Below are 16,036 nucleotides of genomic sequence, written 5' to 3' on the forward strand. Positions count from 1 at the left end.
GGCCGCACCACACACCGGACCACCCCGAAGGACATCTCCGCCCGTGCAGGCTGCCGTCGCCGTCACCCCCGCCCAGATCCCCGAACTGCTGCTCGGCCTCGCCACCGTGCGGCCCGTTTTCCTCTGGGGGGCGCCCGGCATCGGGAAGTCCTCGCTCGTGCGGAAGTTCGCCGACTCCCTCGGCCTGGAGTGCGTCAGCCTCCTCGGCACGCAGCTCGCCCCCGAGGACCTGATCGGCGTACCTCAGATCCGCGACGGCCGCTCCGTCTTCTGCCCGCCCGAGGCCATCGCCCGCGACGAGCCGTACTGCCTCTTCCTCGACGAGCTCAACGCCGCGGGCCCGGACGTCCAGAAGGCCTTCTACTCGCTGATCCTCGACCGCCGCATCGGCTCCTACGAACTGCCCGCCGGGTCCATCGTCATCGGGGCGGGCAACCGCGCCACGGACAACGCGCTGGCCCGGCCCATCGCCTCCGCCCTGGTCAACCGCCTCACCCACGTCCACCTCCAGGCGTGCGCACAGGACTGGCTGGTGTGGGCGGGCGAGCACGGCATCCACCCCTGGGTCGCCGACTACCTCACCGACCGCCCCGACCACCTCTGGTCGCAGCCGCCCAAGACCGAGGAGCCCTTCTCCACCCCGCGCTCCTGGCACATGCTCTCCGACGCCCTGCACTCCTTCGGCACGGAGCTGGACGAGCAGACCCTCAAGGTGGTCGCCCACGGCACGCTCACCCCCGCGCACGCCGTCTCCTTCTGCGGCTACGCCAAGATCGTCCGCCATACCTTCGGCATCGAGGCCATCCTGAAGGGCGACGCCTCCTGGCCCGCCCGGCTCCAGGACCGCGACCTGCTCTACTACCTCGCGGAGGCCTTCCGGGGCCGCCTGCTCAAGGAGCTCCCCGCGCAGAAGGAACACGTCTCGCCCGCCCTGCGGCAGCACACGTACCGCTTCAAGTCGCTCCTCGTCCAGCTCGCCGAGATCTCCGTCGAGGTGGCCCAGACCGTCATCGCCGACGACGCCGACGGGCTGCCCGTGCTGCCCGGATGGTTCCTCATCGAGGCCGCCCGCGACATGCCCCGGCTGGTCGAGGCCCGCCGGTGAGCCGGAGCGGAAAGGCCCGGGCGAAGGCCGCCGCCAAGCCCGATCCGGCCACCCAGGCCTTCGCCGAGGGCCTGGCCCTGGTCAAGCAGAACCCGGCCCTCGGCGCCCTCGACGGCAAGATCTGCCGCGAGGCCGGCTGCCCGGAGTCCCCGGACGGGGGCCTGGCCGCCATCACCTCCAACGGCGTCGTCCACGTCCACCCCACCCGGCGGGCCGAACCCCGCGAGTGGGCCTGGACGATCGCCCACGCCCTGCTCCACCTCGGCTTCGGCCACGTCCCGGCCGCCAAGGACGACAACCGGACCCAGCCGGACGGCTTCGACCTCGCTGCCCGCTGCACCGTCGTCAACCGCTTCCTGCAGACCTTCCCGGTCGGCCGCGCCCCCGACCACCTGCCCGCGCAGTACCCCGGCGGCGACGAGGACGAGCTCGCCGCCCGCTGGCGCCGCGACGGCATCCCGGCCGCCTACGAGCACTGCGGCACGGCCGGGCGCGCCCCCGACCAGATCCTGACCACCTGGCGGACCTGGGGCACCGCCGTCCCCGACTGGCAGACCGCCTTCGCCGCCGCCCTGACCCGCAGCGTCTCCGCCGCCATGGACGTGGCCGGCGGACGCCGTGACCGGACCACCGGCGAACGGGTGGCTCAGCGCCCCTGGGACCGGGCCCTGAACTGGTTCGTGTCCTCCTACCCGCTGCTCGGCGGGCTCGCCGCCGGCCTGACCGTCGTCGCCGACGCCGAGCTGGCCCGCGCCCAGGACATCGCCGTCGCCGCCGTCAGCGCCACCGCCGGGGAGATCTACATCAACCCGCTGCGCACCTTCGAGGACAACGAGTGGCGGTTCATCCTCGCCCACGAGATGCTGCACGCCGCCCTGCGCCACGGCGAGCGCCGCGGCGGCCGCGACCCGTACCTGCACAACGTCGCCGCCGACTACGTCGTCAACGACTGGCTGGTGGAGATGCGGATCGGCACCATGCCCGAGGGGCTGCTGCACGACCCGGCGCTGCGCGGGCTCTCCGTCGAGGAGGTGTACGACCGGATCGCCACCGACCTGCGCCGGATGCGGCGCCTGGCCACCCTGCGCGGCAAGGGCGCCGGGGACATCCTGGGCGAGCCCCTCGCGCACGGTGCGGGGCGCCCGTACGCGGACCTCGACGAGTTCTACCGGCGCGGCCTCGTCCAGGGCTTCGACCTGCACGTCCAGGGCGGGCGCGGCCTGCTGCCCGCCGGGCTCGTCCAGGAGATCCGGGCCCTCGCCCACCCGCCCGTGCCCTGGGACGCCCGGCTCGCACGCTGGTTCGACGAGTACGTGCCGAGGCCGCAGGCCGTACGGTCCTACGCCCGCCCGGCGCGCCGCCAGGCCTCGACCCCGCACATCCCGCGCGCGGGCCGGTACTTTCCGCCCGAGGAGATCGCCCGCTGCACCTTCGGCGTGGTCCTCGACACCTCCGGGTCGATGAACGCCGCCCTGCTCGGCAAGGCGCTGGGCGCGATCGCCTCGTACGCCGAGGCCCGGGACGTACCGGCGGCGCGCGTCGTGTTCTGCGACGCGGCGCCGTACGACGCGGGCTACGTGCCGCCGACCGAGATCGCGGGCCGGGTCCGGGTCCGCGGCCGCGGCGGCACGGTGCTGCAGCCGGGCGTCTACCTGCTCCAGCGCGCCGAGGACTTCCCGCCCGCGGCGCCGCTGCTGGTGATCACGGACGGCTGGTGCGACACCCTGCGCGTCCGCCGCGAACACGCCTACCTGATCCCCGAGGGCGCCTCCCTCCCCTTCACCCCCAGGGGCCCGGTCTTCCGGCTCGCATGAGGACCGCCTCAGGTGCGCTGCCTGCGGCCGAGCCGGTAGATGCCGTAGGTGGTGGCGAGGATGACGTCCACGGCCGCCCAGAAGGCGACCAGCAGCCAGACGCCGAGCGCGGTGCCGACGTCCCCGGCGTCCCGGCACACCTGCAGGGCGTCCCCCGTCAGCCCCGCACAGGCCTCGGGGTCGGCGTCGGCGCCGTTCAGCGCCGCGATGATCCAGATCAGGAAGAACAGCTGGACCGCGAGGAAGAGCCAGAAGAAGACCCGGTGCGGCTTCCTCGGGCCGGGAGCGGGGCGCGCCGGCGGGCCCTCGGGACGCGGACCCCACGTCGGGGGCTGCGCGGGAGGGGGCGGGAGCGGGGTGTCGGCCATGGGCGGAACCTCCTGACGCCACGATCCCACCCCTCGACGCAGCACGCCCCCGGCCCGCTCGGTGCGCGGGTCGGGGGCGTGCTGGTGGAGATCGACTCAGTCGAGGTAGTCGCGCAGCACCTGCGAACGCGACGGGTGGCGCAGCTTCGACATGGTCTTCGACTCGATCTGGCGGATGCGCTCACGGGTGACCCCGTACACGCGGCCGATCTCGTCGAGGGTCTTCGGCTGGCCGTCATTGAGGCCGTAGCGCATGGAGACCACGCCCGCCTCGCGCTCCGAGAGCGTGCCCAGGATCGACTGGAGCTGCTCCTGGAGGAAGGTGAAGGAGACCGCGTCCGCGGGCACGACCGCCTCGGAGTCCTCGATGAGGTCACCGAACTCGCTGTCGCCCTCCTCACCCAGCGGGGTGTGCAGGGAGATCGGCTCGCGGCCGTACTTCTGGACCTCGATGACCTTCTCGGGGGTCATGTCGAGTTCCTTGCCCAGCTCCTCCGGAGTGGGCTCCCGGCCGAGGTCCTGCAGCATCTGGCGCTGCACGCGGGCGAGCTTGTTGATGATCTCGACCATGTGGACCGGGATGCGGATCGTGCGCGACTGGTCGGCCATGGCACGCGTGATCGCCTGCCGGATCCACCAGGTCGCGTACGTGGAGAACTTGAAGCCCTTGGTGTAGTCGAACTTCTCCACGGCGCGGATCAGGCCGACGTTGCCCTCCTGGATCAGGTCCAGGAAGAGCATGCCGCGGCCGGTGTAGCGCTTGGCGAGGGAGACCACGAGACGGAGGTTGGCCTCCAGCAGGTGGTTCTTCGCACGGCGGCCGTCCTCGACGAGGATCTCCAGCTCGCGCTTGAATGCGGGCTTGTGGTCCTCCTCCTCTTCGAGCTTGTACTCGGAGAAGAGACCGGCCTCGATGCGCTTGGCGAGCTCGACCTCCTGCTCGGCGTTGAGGAGCGGCACCTTGCCGATGAGCTTGAGGTAGTCCTTGACCGGGTCGGCGGTGGCGCCGGCGACCATGACGGTCTGCGCCGGGGCGTCGTCCTCGTCGTCGTCGGACAGCACGAAGCCCTGGGCGCCGGCCTTGGGGGCCGCCTCCTCCTCAGCCTCGTCGACGAGGTCCTCGGCCGCCCAGTCCTCGCCCTCGGCGGCCGGGGTCTCGCCCTCGTCGGAGTCCTTGGCGCTGGTCTTCTTCGCCGCGGCGGTCTTCTTCACGGCGGTCTTCTTGGCGGCGGTCTTCTTGACCGTGCGCTTCTTCGGCTCGGCGGCGGCCTCGGCCGGCGCCGCCTCCGCAGCCGCGGCCGACGGAGCGGATATCGCCGAAGCCGTGGACGTGACCGTGGTGGCCGCGGCGGGGGCCGCGGTCTTGCGCGCGCCGATGGGGCGGGGCGCGGCGGCGGCCTTCTTGGCCACGGTGCGGGCGGGGGCGGCGGCAGCCTTGCGGGGCTTCTTCGCGGCAGCCTTGGTGGCGGGGGCCGCGCTGACGTGAAGGGCGACACCCTCCTCGTCGAGGACCTGGTTCAGGCTGCGCAGGACCCGCTTCCACTGGTCCACCGGGATGCGGCCGGCCTCGAAGGCCTGGCGCACGTCGTCACCGTTGATGTGACCCTGCTCGCGGCCGCGCTCGACGAGCGCGACGAGGGCCTCGGATTCGGCGATCTCCGGAGGGAACGTACGGGACGGGCTGAGCGACACAAGGAGCCTCTCGTTGCGAACAAATAGGGAGTGGGCGGGACATCATCGCGCGAACTCGGGAAACAGACCCGAGGGGGGTCTGTATTCCGGGCCGCGCGAGGACACCTGTCGGTTCATCGCATGCCCGAGTCGATTCGTTACGCGCTGAATTGAGTGACCTGCGCCACGCTACGGCCGGGCAACCTGATCCGGCGTGGATCCGTCCGCCCTCCGCGTCAGCCCGTTTTGCGGGCTTCGATCAGGAAGCGGGCGGTGTGCGCGACGAACGGACCGTCGCGCTCGATCCGTTCGTGCAGCTCGCGCAAGCGGTCCCGGTACTGCCCGACCGTGAAGCCGGGCACCATCCAGATCACCTTCCGTAGAAAGTAGATCACGGCTCCGATGTCGTGGAACTCGGTGCGCAGTCGTTCGGAGCGCAGGTCCAGGACGTCGAGGCCCGCCTTCGTGGCGTCGGCGACCGCATCGTCGGGGTGCCGGGCGCGCCGTACCTCCTCGGGCTGGCGCCCGAGAAAAAATTCGACGAGTTCGAAGACGCTCGCCGGGCCGACCTGCTGCGAGAGATACGTTCCGCCCGGTGTCAGCACCCGGGCGATCTCGTCCCACCAGATGGCCACCGGGTGCCGGCTGGTCACCAGCTCGAAGGCCTCGTCGCCGAAGGGCAGGGGCGGCTCGTCGGAGTCCGCGACCACCACCGCGCCCAGCGGGTGCAGCAGCCGGGTCGCCCGCTCGACGTTGGGCGGCCAGGACTCCGTGGCCACCGTCAGGGGCGGCAGGGGACCGGACCCGGCGAGGACCTCACCGCCTCCGGTCTGGATGTCCAGGACGGACCGGACCCGGGCCAGGCGCTCGGCCATGAGGCGCTGGTACCCCCAGGAGGGACGCTGCTCCGTGGCCCGCCCGTCGAGCCAGGAGAAGTCCCAGCCGTCCACGGACACGGACTCGGCCTCGGCGACAAGATGGTCGAAAGTACGCGTCATGTACTGATCGTCGCAGGTCGGGCGCCGGGCGACCACCGATTTGGTCGACTACAGTGGTCGGCGGGCCGTGACTGGCGTTCGGGTGGATCACCACCGGGGAGCGGCCCGGCGTACCGGAGGACCTTCCGTACGTCGACTGCCGCGCGCCTGGGCGAACCGCGATCCGTGCACCGCGCACCGCAGCGACGTTCAGGAGATCCCGTGACGACTGCCCAGCAGACCGCCCCCGCCGCCGGCACCGCCCGGCTGATGGACGGCACCGCCCTCGCCCGCCGCATCTCGGAGCAGACCGCCGCCCTCGCGGCGAAGATCACCGAGCGCACCGGTACCGCGCCCTGCCTCGCGACCGTACTGGTCGGTGAGGACCCCGCCTCCGTCACCTACGTCCGCATGAAGCAGAACCGCTGCGCGAAGGCCGGTATCACCTCCCGCCACGTGGAGCTGCCGGCCTCGACCACCACCGAGGAGCTGGTCGCGGCGATCACTGCCCTGTCCGAGGACCCGGAGATCAGCGGCATCCTGCTCCAGCACCCCGTCCCGCACCACATCGACGAGCACGCCGCCTTCGAGGCCATCGCCCCCGGCAAGGACGTGGACGGGGTCACCATGCACTCCTTCGCGGCCATGGGCTTCGGCCTGCCGGGCTTCGTCTCCTGCACCCCGGGCGGCATCATGCGCCTGCTCGCCGCCTACGACGTGGACCTGACCGGCAAGCACGCCGTGGTCGTCGGCCGCAGCGCGATCCTGGGCAAGCCGGCCGGGATGCTGCTGCTGGAGCAGAACGCCACCGTCACCTACTGCCACTCCCGTACCCAGGACCTGTCTTCGATCGTGCGCCAGGCGGACGTGCTGGTCGCCGCCGTCGGCAAGGCCGAGTTCATCCGGGGCGAGGACATCAAGCCGGGTGCGGTGGTCCTGGACGCCGGCTACAACGAGGGCAACGTCGGCGACGTCCACTTCGAGTCGGCGGCGGCCCGGGCCTCGCTGATCACGCCCGTGCCGGGCGGTGTCGGCCCGATGACCATCGCCGTCCTGCTGGAGCAGACCGTGCAGGCCGCCGCGGCGCAGGCCGGGCTGGACCTCGCCGGGCTCTGATTCGCCCCACCGCTGCGCGAGCGCCCCGGACCCCGGTCCGGGGCGCTCGCCGTTCTCCCGTCCTTCAGGCGGACGTGCGGAACGCGTGGGCCAGGGCGGTCAGGGGGCGGTTGCCCAGCCGGTGCGGCTCCGGGAGCGGGGCCGGTCCCGCCCCGGAGCCGCGGGCGGCGGCCGCCTTGAGGCGGCACGCGGCAGCCAGTACGGCCGCGTCCGCGACCGTGGCGGCCCGCGCCTCGTCCATGCCCCGGCCGCGGGCCTCCTCGTACGCGGTGGCGTGCACCTGGGGGTCGAACCAGCCGGCCAGCGCCAGGATGCCGTCGTCGATGACCGACTCGCGGTGGACGAGCCGGATCCGCACCGGGGACCACCAGGCCAGCGGTACAGTCCGGCCCTGGGCCGCGGCGAACCCGCGCAGCGCCTTCCACAGCGGGCGCAGCCGCCGGTACTCGGCGAAGGCCGTCCACGTCGCCGAACCGCCGACCAGCGGTACGACGAACCCGGCGCCGAGCAGCAGCGCGGAGGCAGAGGCCAGCGGCGGCGCCACGTCCGTGGACAGGTACACGCAGTCACGGCCGACCCAGCGCGCGGCCACCGAGGCCCATTTCGCGACCAGGTAGGCCAGGTCCAGCAGCCCGGCGAGCACGATCAGGGCCAGCCCCGTGCGCAGCGGGCGCAGAGAGCGGTCCGCGCGCGCGAACCACTTGGCGCACAGCCAGGTCAGCGCCGAGGTGCCCAGCGTGTGCGCGACCAGGAAGCAGACGATCATCTCGCGGATCCACGGCGTCGTGGCGTAGTACGTGTCCAGGTCCCTGAGCCGTTCCACCGGCGCGTCGCCGATCGCGAACAGGACGACGATCGCCGCGGTGGCGGTGCCGAACACGGCCGCGGTCAGCCGGGTGGCCCGGCGCACGGCCGCCGGCGGCCCCCCGCGCCATTGCAGGACCAGGACGACGCAGAGCCCGGAGAACACCGTGAGCAGGCCGAACACCAGCGGCGCGGAGAAGTTGACCACGCCGGTGCGCCGGTTGACCGCGGCGATCGTCGGCGGCGAGGCCAGGAAGGTGATCGGGGCGCCGACGACGAGCAGCGCGCAGGCGGTCCGGTTCAGCGGCTGGTCCCAGGCCCGGCGCAGCTTCGGAATCTTGATCAGCAGCGCCAGGACCATCAGGGAGCCGGGCAGGAGGAGCAGGACGGTCTCGCCGGTCATCGGGCCTGTCCGACGGGGTCGGCGGGGCCGACCGGATCGGTGGGGCCGACCGGACCAGTGGCCGGACCGGTGGGGGCGGCGGCGCCATCGCCCCCTCTGCCGGAGCCGGTGCCCGCTCCCGGCGTCGGGTCGAGCCCGGCGACGGCCCGCTCCGCGGCGGTGAGCGGCGGCGCTTTCAGCGCGCCCCGGTCGGAGGCGCGCATCACGTGCCAGACCACCGCGGGGCGGAGCCAGTGGGTGGGCTCGATGCTCATGGTGAGGACGTTGAACAGGGCGGCGGTGAGCGCCTCGTCCGTGGTGGCACCCGTCATCAGGCGGTTGACGTAGCCGTTGAGCACGTTGGTGCCGGCGCGCGGCTTCATCCCGGTGGCACCCGGATAGAGGATGTCCTGCGACGTGGCGAGCTCCCAGGCGGTGCCGACCTGGGGCGCGATCACGCGCTGCGCCTCGCGGCCGATCCCGGGATGGGCCAGGCCCTTGCCGCGCAGCAGGGTGCGTACGGCCAGCAGTCCCTGTGCCGCGACGCTCATGCCTTGACCGTACAGCGGGTTGAAGGTGGCGACGGAGTCGCCGACGGCGAAGAAGCCGTCGGGCAGCTCGGCCTTCTCGAAGTAGATCCGGCGGTTGGCGGTGCCCTGGGTGACGGCGACGTCCGTGAGGGGCTTGCGGCCCTCCAGGAGCTCGCCGACGATCGGGTCGCGCACGGACTTGGCGAACGGGATGAACGCGTCGGGGTCGCCCGTCGGCTGGCCGCCGCGGGTGCCGGACAGCGTGGCCTGCCACTGGCCGTTCTCGATGGGCACGATCGTGGCGGTCTGCCCGGGCACGGGCACCCGCGGGTCGGACTGCACGTTGACGATGGGGAAACCCATCTCGTGCGCGCCGGCGGGGGCCTCGAAGATCCGGGTCGCGTAGACGAGCCCGGAGTCGACCTCGGCCTGCCGGATGCCGCTGACGCCGAGCGCCTGGAGCCACGTCCGGGCCCGCGATCCGCGGCCGCTGGCGTCGACCACGAGATCGGCCGTCACCAGCCGGTCCTGCTCCTCGGGGGTGTCGACCCGGACGCCGGTGACCCGGGCCGCCGTGCCCTCCAGGCCCCGCACCCGGCTCTGCTGGAGGGTGGACACGCCGGCGAGGCCGGTGACGCGGGCGCGGACCACCGAGTCGAGGAGGTCGCGGCTGCAGGAGATGTTGAACTGCTTCTCCCCGCAGCGCGGGATCCACCCCTGGGCGGTCTTGGTGACCAGGTCGGTGGGCAGGCTGCGGCGGATGGCTCCGGCCTTCGTCCAGTCGTCGGTGATACCGGGCAGGATCCGCTCGATCGCCCGGGCGCCGCCCGACCACAGGAGATGGGTGTGCCGGGCCTGCGGGAGCCCGCGGCGCGGGGCGGGACCCTCGGGCAGCGGGTCGGCGTCGATGACGGTGACCGTGGCGTGCTCGGCGAGGACAGCGGCCGCGAGGAGGCCGGCCAGACTGCCGCCTATGACGACGGCGTGACGGGGCGGTGAGGACTGGTTCATCGTGGCGGGCTCTCTGTCAGGGCCGTGCTGAGGGCATCGGCGTGAGGGATGCGGCGACCGGCTGGTGCTGGTCGCGGCGCGGCACGGGGCTTCCCCAGCCGAGTGAGGACTTGATGCGTTCGATCGCCTCGGGGAGCTGCTGTTCCCGGGGCGACGGCAGGTAGGAGCGCAGGAGGGTGCCGAGGTGCAGGCCGAAGGTCTCGGCCCGGATCTCCGCCGGATCCCCCTGGTCGGCGCGTGCGGCCGCCTGGCGGACGACCGCGTCCAGCCCGGCGCCGGAGGCCAGCAGTTCGGCGAGGCGGCCGGGGCGTCCCTCACCCGCCAGGCGGGCGGCCGCCAGCATGCCCGGACCGACGCTGTCGCAGGTCCCCTCGTCCAGGTGCCACAGCTCGTGGCACGCGATGACGAGCTGGTGCTCGGGGCGGGTGTGCTGCTCGACGACGATCAGGTCGACGTCGTCCAGCTCCAGCCACAGTCCGCTCGCGGTGTCGGGCGGGAAGGAGGTGAAGTGGAAGTCCACCTTCCGATCCCCGCCGCGCCGTCCGGCGTAGGCGGCGCACAGCGCCCCGATGATCTCCCCGACATCGGCCGGAGCCGTCAGGCGTGCGCCCTCCAGCAGTTCGGAGCCCAGCTTGCGCATGGCCCGTGTGGTCCTCATGGTGTTTCTCCCTCGGCGGCGGCGCCCTCGGTCGGCGCCCCGCTCTTCGTGCCCGGAATCCCGAGCTGCCCCTCGCGTGCGAGGAGGTCGTCCAAGTGGTCGGCCAGCGACTTCCAGCCCTGGGGCGACAGCCGGCCGGCCCGCGCCACGATGCTGCGTACGTCGTGCGCCCGCAGTACGGCCAGCATCGGATTCTCCCGCGCCCGTTCCACGCACTCCAGTTCGCCCTCGATCAGCGCGAGTGCCGTGGCGAGCGCCTCGGTGTCGTCGGCGAGGAGGAAACCGCCGTCGACGCCGTAGAACCGCTGGATCCCGGCGGCCGCGGCGAGGTTCGGCATGCCCTCGCCCTGGGCGAGGCGGGTCAGCGACTGCCCCGACGCGTCGAAGGACTTGGCTATGGCCGTCAGCGAGTGGGCCTGGCCGTCCTCCCGCGGCCGGGTGCGCCGCAGGTGCTCGAACCGCTGGTGGACCTGTTCCTTCAGGGGGAGCCGGGGCGGCCGGCCGTCGAGGGTCTGCCGGATGGCCCGGGGCGTGATGCCGGTCAGGTACGAGAGGTGCTCCAGGTCCTCGCGGCCGTCCGAGACGGTGGTCGCCGACAGGGCGAGGGCCCGTTCCACCGCGCTCTTGCTGTCGGCCAGCAGGAAGCCCGCGTAGACGCCGAAGAACCGCTGCACGCCCGCCGCATGACCCATCCGCAGCAGCCCGGTGCCCGCGTTGAGCGGTCCGAGGGAGGCGCCGGGCGCGTCGAAGTCGTGGGCGATTGCGGCGAGCGGCCACTCCCGGCCGTGCTTGTCCCGGCGGGTCGCGCGCAGCAGCCGGAACCGCTGGTGCACGCGCCGCTCCAGCGGCACTTCGGCGGCCGTACCCGCCACCACGCAGGGAATGCGCGGGGGTTCGACGCCGGACAGGTGGCTCAGCCGCCCCACCGCCAGCACCTCGCCGGGATCCCGGCCGCACCGCTCCGCGAGTGCCCCGACGCGGCGCCAGATCGCGGCGAGGTCGGGTCGATCGGCGGCTCGCACCTGCGGAATCTCCATATGTCGACAAGGCGTTCGAGTGGATCGGGCTGCGTGAAGCCTAGCCCCCCACCTTCGGCCGAACCACGCGAACCCCAATGTTTCCTGCCGCCCACCTCAAAGACCGTTGGCATGACCTCGGAGGTAATCGACCGGCGGTGAGGGGGCGCGGCACAGTGGGGGCGTCGGGTTCCGGGGCCGCGCACTCGGTTCCGGGGTCCGGCTCCCACCTGGCCGTTCAACCTCGACGGAGGCTGATTCCCCATGTCCGCGACCCTGCTCGCCGGTTTCGCCCGTACCTCCGTGCCGCAGCTCGCGCTGCGTCGCTTCCTCGCCCTCGACGCCGTCGTCACCACCGGCAACGGCCTCGCCTACGTCGCCTTCTCCGCGCCGCTGGGGCGGCTGCTCGGCGTCGGGCAGGAGCTGCTCCTGGCCCTCGGCGTCGTGCTCGTGCTGTACGGCGCCGCCGTCGGCGGGCTGGCCTCGCGCAGCCGGCCCCCGGCGCTCGCCGTGAAGGCCGTCGTCGAGACCAACTACGCCTGGGCCGCGCTGAGCCTGGTGGCCCTGGTCGCGTGGTTCTCGCCGACCGTCGCCGGGACCGTGTGGATCCCCGCGCAGGCCCTGACCGTCGCCGGCTTCGCCGTGCTCCAGCAGCTCGCCCTGCGCTCAGTCGCCGAGTGAGCGCAGGTACTTCACCGTCGCCGGGTCGGCCGGGAGCATCGTCTCGATGGCCAGCTCGGCGACGGTCACGTCCATCGGGGTGTTGAAGGTCGCGATGGACGACACGAAGGACAGCAGGTGGCCGTCGTGCTCGATGAGCAGCGGGAGCGCGATGTACGGGACGGGCTCCTCCGGTTCGACGTCGCCCGGGCGTTCGGCCACCGGGTAGGAGGAGACCTCCTCGTACAGCGCGCGCAGCGGCTCGGATCGGGCCAGGGCGATCTGGCGCTCCATCTGCGCGAGCAGGTGCCCGCGCCACTCCCCGAGGTTGCGGATCCTCGGCGCCAGGCCCTCGGGGTGCAGGGTGATCCGCATCGCGTTCAGCGGCGGCGTCAGCAGGTGCTCCGGCAGGCCGTCCAGCAGCATCAGGATGCCCCGGTTGGCGGCGACGACGTCGTAGACGGCGTCCACGACCAGAGCCGGATAGGGCTCGTATCCGGTCAGCAGGCGCTCGATGCCCTCGCGCAGGGTCTCCATCGACGGGTCGTCCAGCGCGGTCTGCGCGTAGTGCGGGGCGTAACCCGCTGCGAGCAGCAGGGAGTTGCGCTCTCGCACCGGGACGTCGAGGCGGTCGGCGAGCCGGAGCAGCATCTCCTCGCTCGGCCGGGAGCGCCCCGTCTCGATGAAGCTGATGTGCCGTGACGAGGAGTCGGCACGGCCCGCCAGCTCCAGCTGGCTGATGCCGCGCCGCTCCCGCCATGTGCGGAGCAGGGAGCCGACCGTGGGCGTCGAGGTGGTCATGGTCCCGACGGTAGCCGAGCCCGCCGGGCCGGGGCCCGCGGCGCGATCAGCCGACATCGAAGACGTTGCGCAGGCCGAGGCGGTACCTCCACAGGTCGTGCCGTTTGGCGGACTCCATCTCCGGCGACCGGTACAGGGGCCGGACGGTGCACCGCCGCGCCGCCGAACCGTCCCGGTCCAGAAGGCTGTTGACGGCCGCGCGGGCCGAGGCGTTGGCGCCCTCCATCGTCGCCAGGTCGATGTCGACGGCTACGTAGTCCCCGCTGAGGAAGAAGTTCGGTACGCGCGTGCCCGCGCTCGGCCGGTTGCGGAGGGTGCCGACCGGGTGGATCAGCAGCTCGTCCTGGTTGGTGGGGTTCGGGGTGCCGAGCCCGTCCACCCCGGGGTCCAGGAACCACGAGTGCAGCTTCGAGTCGGACAGCAGGGTCTTCCCGGTGTCGTTCAGGGAGGCCTTCAGCTGGGCCCACACCTCGCGCGCCACCTCGTCGCGGGTGCACTGCTTGGCCGTCTTCCCGTACAGGATCCCCGGCTTGTCCCACTCGGAGATGTCCACCGACAGGCAGTCGACTGCCGCCCCGTCGCCGTAGTCCGCGGGGAAGTTCCGCGACGGCCAGTGCTCGGCCTGCTGGATCGCCGTCAACGACCAGGGTGAATCGATGCAGTTGAGGTGGCCGTGCACCAGCGGTGCCCGCTCCGTGAGGTAGAACTGGATGCCGGTCATCCAGTCGGTCTGCAGCCTGTCGCAGCGCCCCAGCATCGGATCGGCGGCCCGCAGCCCCGCGCTCCAGGTGCGCCGGGCGTGCTCCACGGGGAGCGCGCTGACGTAGTGGTCGGCCGTCACGGTCTGCCGGGTGCCGTCCGGCCCCTCGACGGCGACCCCGCTCACCCGGCCGTTGCCGTGCTTCACCTCCCGTACCGTCCAGCCGATCCTGAACTCCACGCCGAGGGACCGCAGATGGGCCTCCCACGGGTCGATCCACGCCTCGTTGGTGGGCAGGTTGAGGATCCGGTCCGGCGGGCCGTCCGCCCCGCGGCCCAGCAGGTTGAAGACGAAGGCCTCGCCGAGGGTGCCGACCGTGCGGGTGGAGGCCTCCTCCGCCTTGGTCGCCACGATGTTGCGCGTGACGCCGACGGCCAGGATGCGCTGGTACTCGTTCGACATCCGCGCGGCCCGGGTGAACTCCCACCACGGGGTGTTCTCCCAGACCTCGGTCCGCCGCTCGTCGCAGCTGGTGAGGAAGACGAGCACGCGGTCGACGAAGTACGCCGTCTCGTGCAGCGGCAGCCGCACCATGGTCTGCAGGATGCCACCGAGGGCGCGCCGCACCTCCTCGGGCGTCAGGGCGGCGGGGGAGTGGCCCGGCCAGGGGATGGGGCCCCGCAGGTCCTCGCGGCCGCCGGCGCGGGCGAACATCATCTCGGGCGGGGCCACCAGGTTGTCCCACACGCCGTTCGCGTTGCCCGCGAAGGGGATCCGCCGCATGGTGTCGGGCAGGTTGTGGTAGATGCCCGGGATGAAGCGGAAGCCGTGCTCTGCGGGCAGCGGTCTGCGGCCGCCGCGGGCGCTGCCCGGCACGTCCATGCTGCGGGCCTTGCCGCCGAGCGCCCGGCGTTCGTACAAGGTGACGGCATAGCCGCGCTCGGCGAGCTCGTGCGCCGCGGTCAGGCCCGCCACCCCGCCGCCGAGGACGGCGACGCGCCGGCCGTTCGGCGAGGGCGGTCCGGGCTGCTGCCCGTGCGGTGCCGCCGCGTCGGTCGCTGCGGCCGCAGCCGGAGCCGCCAGGGCGGCCGCGGCCTGGGCCGACAAGGCCGCGGCGCCCGTGCCCGCGATGAACGTACGCCTGGAACTCCCGGTGCCGGCCATGGCGAATGCCCCCTCGTTACCGCTGGTAACAGTCACGTCCGGCGCAGGAGCCTAGGGGGCGCGCGCCAGGGGCGGAAGGTGCAGAAGTACCCGAGCGCACTATGGCGCGAAAGGTTCGATCCGGCGTGCACTGTGGGAACCTTGACTACACGTCACGGGGAAAAGGAGCCGGGTGCATGCCGAGTGAACCGCTGTCGCAGAAGGAGATCGAGGACCGTCTGAGGGAACTCCCCGGCTGGGCCTTCGAGAACGACCGGATCATCCGTACCTACCGACTGGGCACGCACTTCGCGGCCAGCGCCCTGGTCTCCCACATCGCCTCCGTCCAGGAGGAGTTGAACCACCACTCCGACCTGACGCTCGGCTACAACACGGTACGTCTCTCGGTGAACAGCCACGACGCCGGAGGCGTGGTGACCGAGACCGACTTCGCCCTCGCCGAGCGCGTCGAGTCCCTCGCCCCCGCCCACGGCGCGAGCTGATGACCACGCACATACCGATGGCGAAAACCCTGCTCGACTACGACGCGGAGGCCGAGGTCTACGACGCCTCCCGCGGCGGCACCCCCCGCGCCGAGGCCGCCGCGGCGGCCGTCCTCGGCCTCCTCCCGGCGGACGTGGGCACCCTCCTCGACCTCGGCTGCGGCACGGGCATCGTCACCGCCCGGCTCACGCGCCCCGGACTGCGCGTCCTGGGTGCCGACGCCTCCCACGGCATGGCCGCCGCCGCACTGCGCCGCGGCGTCCCCGTGGCCCTCGCCGACGCCGCCCGACTGCCCGTGCGCCCGGGCTCGCTGGACGCGGTGAGCGCGGTGTGGCTGCTGCACCTGCTGCGGGAGCCCGGGCTGGTGCCCGCGGTCATCGCCGAGGCGGCCCGGGTGCTGCGGCCCGGCGGGGTCCTCGTCGCCACCGTGGACAAGGACTCTGCGCACGACGTCGGCAGCGACATCGACGCCGTCTTCGCCGCGCACCTGACCCCGACCCCCTCGGACGCCTCCGGGGAGGTCGAGGCCCACGCCGCCCGGGCGGGCCTGCGCCCCGGCGGCGAGGCGCACTTCACCGGCCACGGCCAGGGCCGCACCCCGCGCGGCTCCGCCGAGGCGCTGCTCGCGGGACGGTACGCCTCGCGCATCGTCCCGCGCGGCATCACCGCACCGGAGCTGGCCGCCCGGCTGGAGCTGCTGCCCGACCAGGACACCCCGCGCCCGGAGCCGACGTACCGCCTGCGGAGCTTCGTACGGGTGTGACGCGCGGCGCCGG

Annotated in this window: 15 protein-coding genes and 1 riboswitch; of the genes, 6 read left to right on the forward strand and 9 right to left on the reverse strand. The window is 73.0% G+C overall.

Going from position 1 to position 16,036, the window contains the following annotated elements; translation table 11 throughout:
* The first annotated feature begins 43 nt into the window (after positions 1-43).
* Positions 44-1,105 (forward strand): MoxR family ATPase, encoded by a 1,062-nt coding sequence (locus E6U81_RS12195; RefSeq protein WP_136230094.1) that lies wholly within the window; start codon positions 44-46, stop codon positions 1,103-1,105.
* Positions 1,102-2,919, forward strand: coding sequence for a hypothetical protein (locus E6U81_RS12200; protein WP_240803774.1), 1,818 nt, complete (start codon positions 1,102-1,104; stop codon positions 2,917-2,919). Before E6U81_RS12195 ends, E6U81_RS12200 begins: the two co-directional genes overlap by 4 nt.
* Before the next feature lie 8 nt (positions 2,920-2,927).
* On the opposite strand, the gene E6U81_RS12205 is transcribed toward E6U81_RS12200, so the two are convergent.
* The 3 genes from E6U81_RS12205 to E6U81_RS12215 all read right to left on the reverse strand — a co-directional run bounded on the left by E6U81_RS12205 (position 2,928) and on the right by E6U81_RS12215 (position 5,956).
* On the reverse strand, positions 2,928-3,287 hold the full coding sequence (locus E6U81_RS12205; protein ID WP_136230096.1) for a hypothetical protein: 360 nt from the start codon (positions 3,285-3,287) through the stop codon (positions 2,928-2,930).
* A 96-nt stretch (positions 3,288-3,383) separates the two neighbouring features.
* Complete coding sequence (locus E6U81_RS12210) at positions 3,384-4,979, reverse strand: RNA polymerase sigma factor (protein ID WP_136230097.1); 1,596 nt, start codon at positions 4,977-4,979, stop codon at positions 3,384-3,386.
* Positions 4,980-5,194: 215 nt separating this feature from the next.
* Entirely contained in the window at positions 5,195-5,956 is a 762-nt protein-coding gene (locus tag E6U81_RS12215) for a methyltransferase domain-containing protein (protein ID WP_136230098.1), read from the reverse strand.
* 57 nt (positions 5,957-6,013) lie between these two features.
* Positions 6,014-6,116: riboswitch (ZMP/ZTP riboswitch) on the forward strand.
* 89 nt (positions 6,117-6,205) lie between these two features.
* On the opposite strand from E6U81_RS12215, the gene E6U81_RS12220 reads away from it, so the two are divergent.
* Entirely contained in the window at positions 6,206-7,051 is an 846-nt protein-coding gene (locus tag E6U81_RS12220; RefSeq protein ID WP_136230177.1) for a bifunctional 5,10-methylenetetrahydrofolate dehydrogenase/5,10-methenyltetrahydrofolate cyclohydrolase, read from the forward strand.
* A gap of 64 nt (positions 7,052-7,115) precedes the next feature.
* On the opposite strand, the gene E6U81_RS12225 is transcribed toward E6U81_RS12220, so the two are convergent.
* From E6U81_RS12225 to E6U81_RS12240, 4 genes are read right to left on the reverse strand one after another with little or no spacing between them, the layout of a single operon-like run.
* Positions 7,116-8,258: an MAB_1171c family putative transporter gene (locus tag E6U81_RS12225; protein ID WP_136230099.1), complete on the reverse strand. Its 1,143-nt coding sequence runs from the start codon at positions 8,256-8,258 to the stop codon at positions 7,116-7,118.
* Positions 8,255-9,778 (reverse strand): FAD-dependent oxidoreductase, encoded by a 1,524-nt coding sequence (locus tag E6U81_RS12230; protein WP_168714610.1) that lies wholly within the window; start codon positions 9,776-9,778, stop codon positions 8,255-8,257. Before E6U81_RS12230 ends, E6U81_RS12225 begins: the two co-directional genes overlap by 4 nt.
* Positions 9,779-9,794: 16 nt before the next feature.
* Positions 9,795-10,436, reverse strand: coding sequence for a toxin-antitoxin system, toxin component (locus tag E6U81_RS12235; protein ID WP_136230100.1), 642 nt, complete (start codon positions 10,434-10,436; stop codon positions 9,795-9,797).
* Complete coding sequence (locus E6U81_RS12240) at positions 10,433-11,458, reverse strand: hypothetical protein (RefSeq protein WP_136230101.1); 1,026 nt, start codon at positions 11,456-11,458, stop codon at positions 10,433-10,435. Before E6U81_RS12240 ends, E6U81_RS12235 begins: the two co-directional genes overlap by 4 nt.
* Before the next feature lie 258 nt (positions 11,459-11,716).
* Here E6U81_RS12240 and E6U81_RS12245 point away from each other — a divergent pair, with 258 nt between their 5' ends.
* Positions 11,717-12,133, forward strand: coding sequence for a hypothetical protein (locus tag E6U81_RS12245; RefSeq protein WP_136230102.1), 417 nt, complete (start codon positions 11,717-11,719; stop codon positions 12,131-12,133).
* Here E6U81_RS12245 and E6U81_RS12250 read toward each other — a convergent pair.
* Positions 12,119-12,913 (reverse strand): helix-turn-helix domain-containing protein, encoded by a 795-nt coding sequence (locus E6U81_RS12250; RefSeq protein ID WP_136230103.1) that lies wholly within the window; start codon positions 12,911-12,913, stop codon positions 12,119-12,121. The genes E6U81_RS12245 and E6U81_RS12250 overlap by 15 nt on opposite strands.
* A gap of 46 nt (positions 12,914-12,959) precedes the next feature.
* Positions 12,960-14,777, reverse strand: coding sequence for an FAD-dependent oxidoreductase (locus E6U81_RS12255; protein ID WP_136230178.1), 1,818 nt, complete (start codon positions 14,775-14,777; stop codon positions 12,960-12,962).
* A 176-nt stretch (positions 14,778-14,953) separates the two neighbouring features.
* Between E6U81_RS12255 and E6U81_RS12260 the strand changes: the two genes are divergently transcribed.
* Positions 14,954-15,259, forward strand: coding sequence for a 4a-hydroxytetrahydrobiopterin dehydratase (locus E6U81_RS12260; RefSeq protein WP_031157999.1), 306 nt, complete (start codon positions 14,954-14,956; stop codon positions 15,257-15,259).
* Positions 15,260-15,288: 29 nt separating this feature from the next.
* Positions 15,289-16,023, forward strand: a complete 735-nt coding sequence (locus E6U81_RS12265) for a class I SAM-dependent methyltransferase (protein WP_136230179.1) — start codon at positions 15,289-15,291, stop codon at positions 16,021-16,023.
* Positions 16,024-16,036 lie beyond the last annotated feature (13 nt).

The organism is Streptomyces sp. A0592, assembly GCF_004795115.1.
GTDB lineage: Bacteria > Actinomycetota > Actinomycetes > Streptomycetales > Streptomycetaceae > Streptomyces > Streptomyces erythrochromogenes.

What these genes read in the sequence shown, in the direction of transcription:
- E6U81_RS12260 (WP_031157999.1), top strand. Translation starts at nt 14,954, where the DNA reads ATGCCGAGTGAACCGCTGTCGCAGAAGGAGATCGAGGACCGTCTGAGG.
- E6U81_RS12255 (WP_136230178.1), bottom strand. Translation starts at nt 14,777, where the DNA reads ATGGCCGGCACCGGGAGTTCCAGGCGTACGTTCATCGCGGGCACGGGC.
- E6U81_RS12205 (WP_136230096.1), bottom strand. Translation starts at nt 3,287, where the DNA reads ATGGCCGACACCCCGCTCCCGCCCCCTCCCGCGCAGCCCCCGACGTGG.
- E6U81_RS12250 (WP_136230103.1), bottom strand. Translation starts at nt 12,913, where the DNA reads ATGACCACCTCGACGCCCACGGTCGGCTCCCTGCTCCGCACATGGCGG.
- E6U81_RS12220 (WP_136230177.1), top strand. Translation starts at nt 6,206, where the DNA reads ATGGACGGCACCGCCCTCGCCCGCCGCATCTCGGAGCAGACCGCCGCC.
- E6U81_RS12235 (WP_136230100.1), bottom strand. Translation starts at nt 10,436, where the DNA reads ATGAGGACCACACGGGCCATGCGCAAGCTGGGCTCCGAACTGCTGGAG.
- E6U81_RS12225 (WP_136230099.1), bottom strand. Translation starts at nt 8,258, where the DNA reads ATGACCGGCGAGACCGTCCTGCTCCTCCTGCCCGGCTCCCTGATGGTC.
- E6U81_RS12230 (WP_168714610.1), bottom strand. Translation starts at nt 9,778, where the DNA reads ATGAACCAGTCCTCACCGCCCCGTCACGCCGTCGTCATAGGCGGCAGT.
- E6U81_RS12215 (WP_136230098.1), bottom strand. Translation starts at nt 5,956, where the DNA reads ATGACGCGTACTTTCGACCATCTTGTCGCCGAGGCCGAGTCCGTGTCC.
- E6U81_RS12245 (WP_136230102.1), top strand. Translation starts at nt 11,717, where the DNA reads ATGTCCGCGACCCTGCTCGCCGGTTTCGCCCGTACCTCCGTGCCGCAG.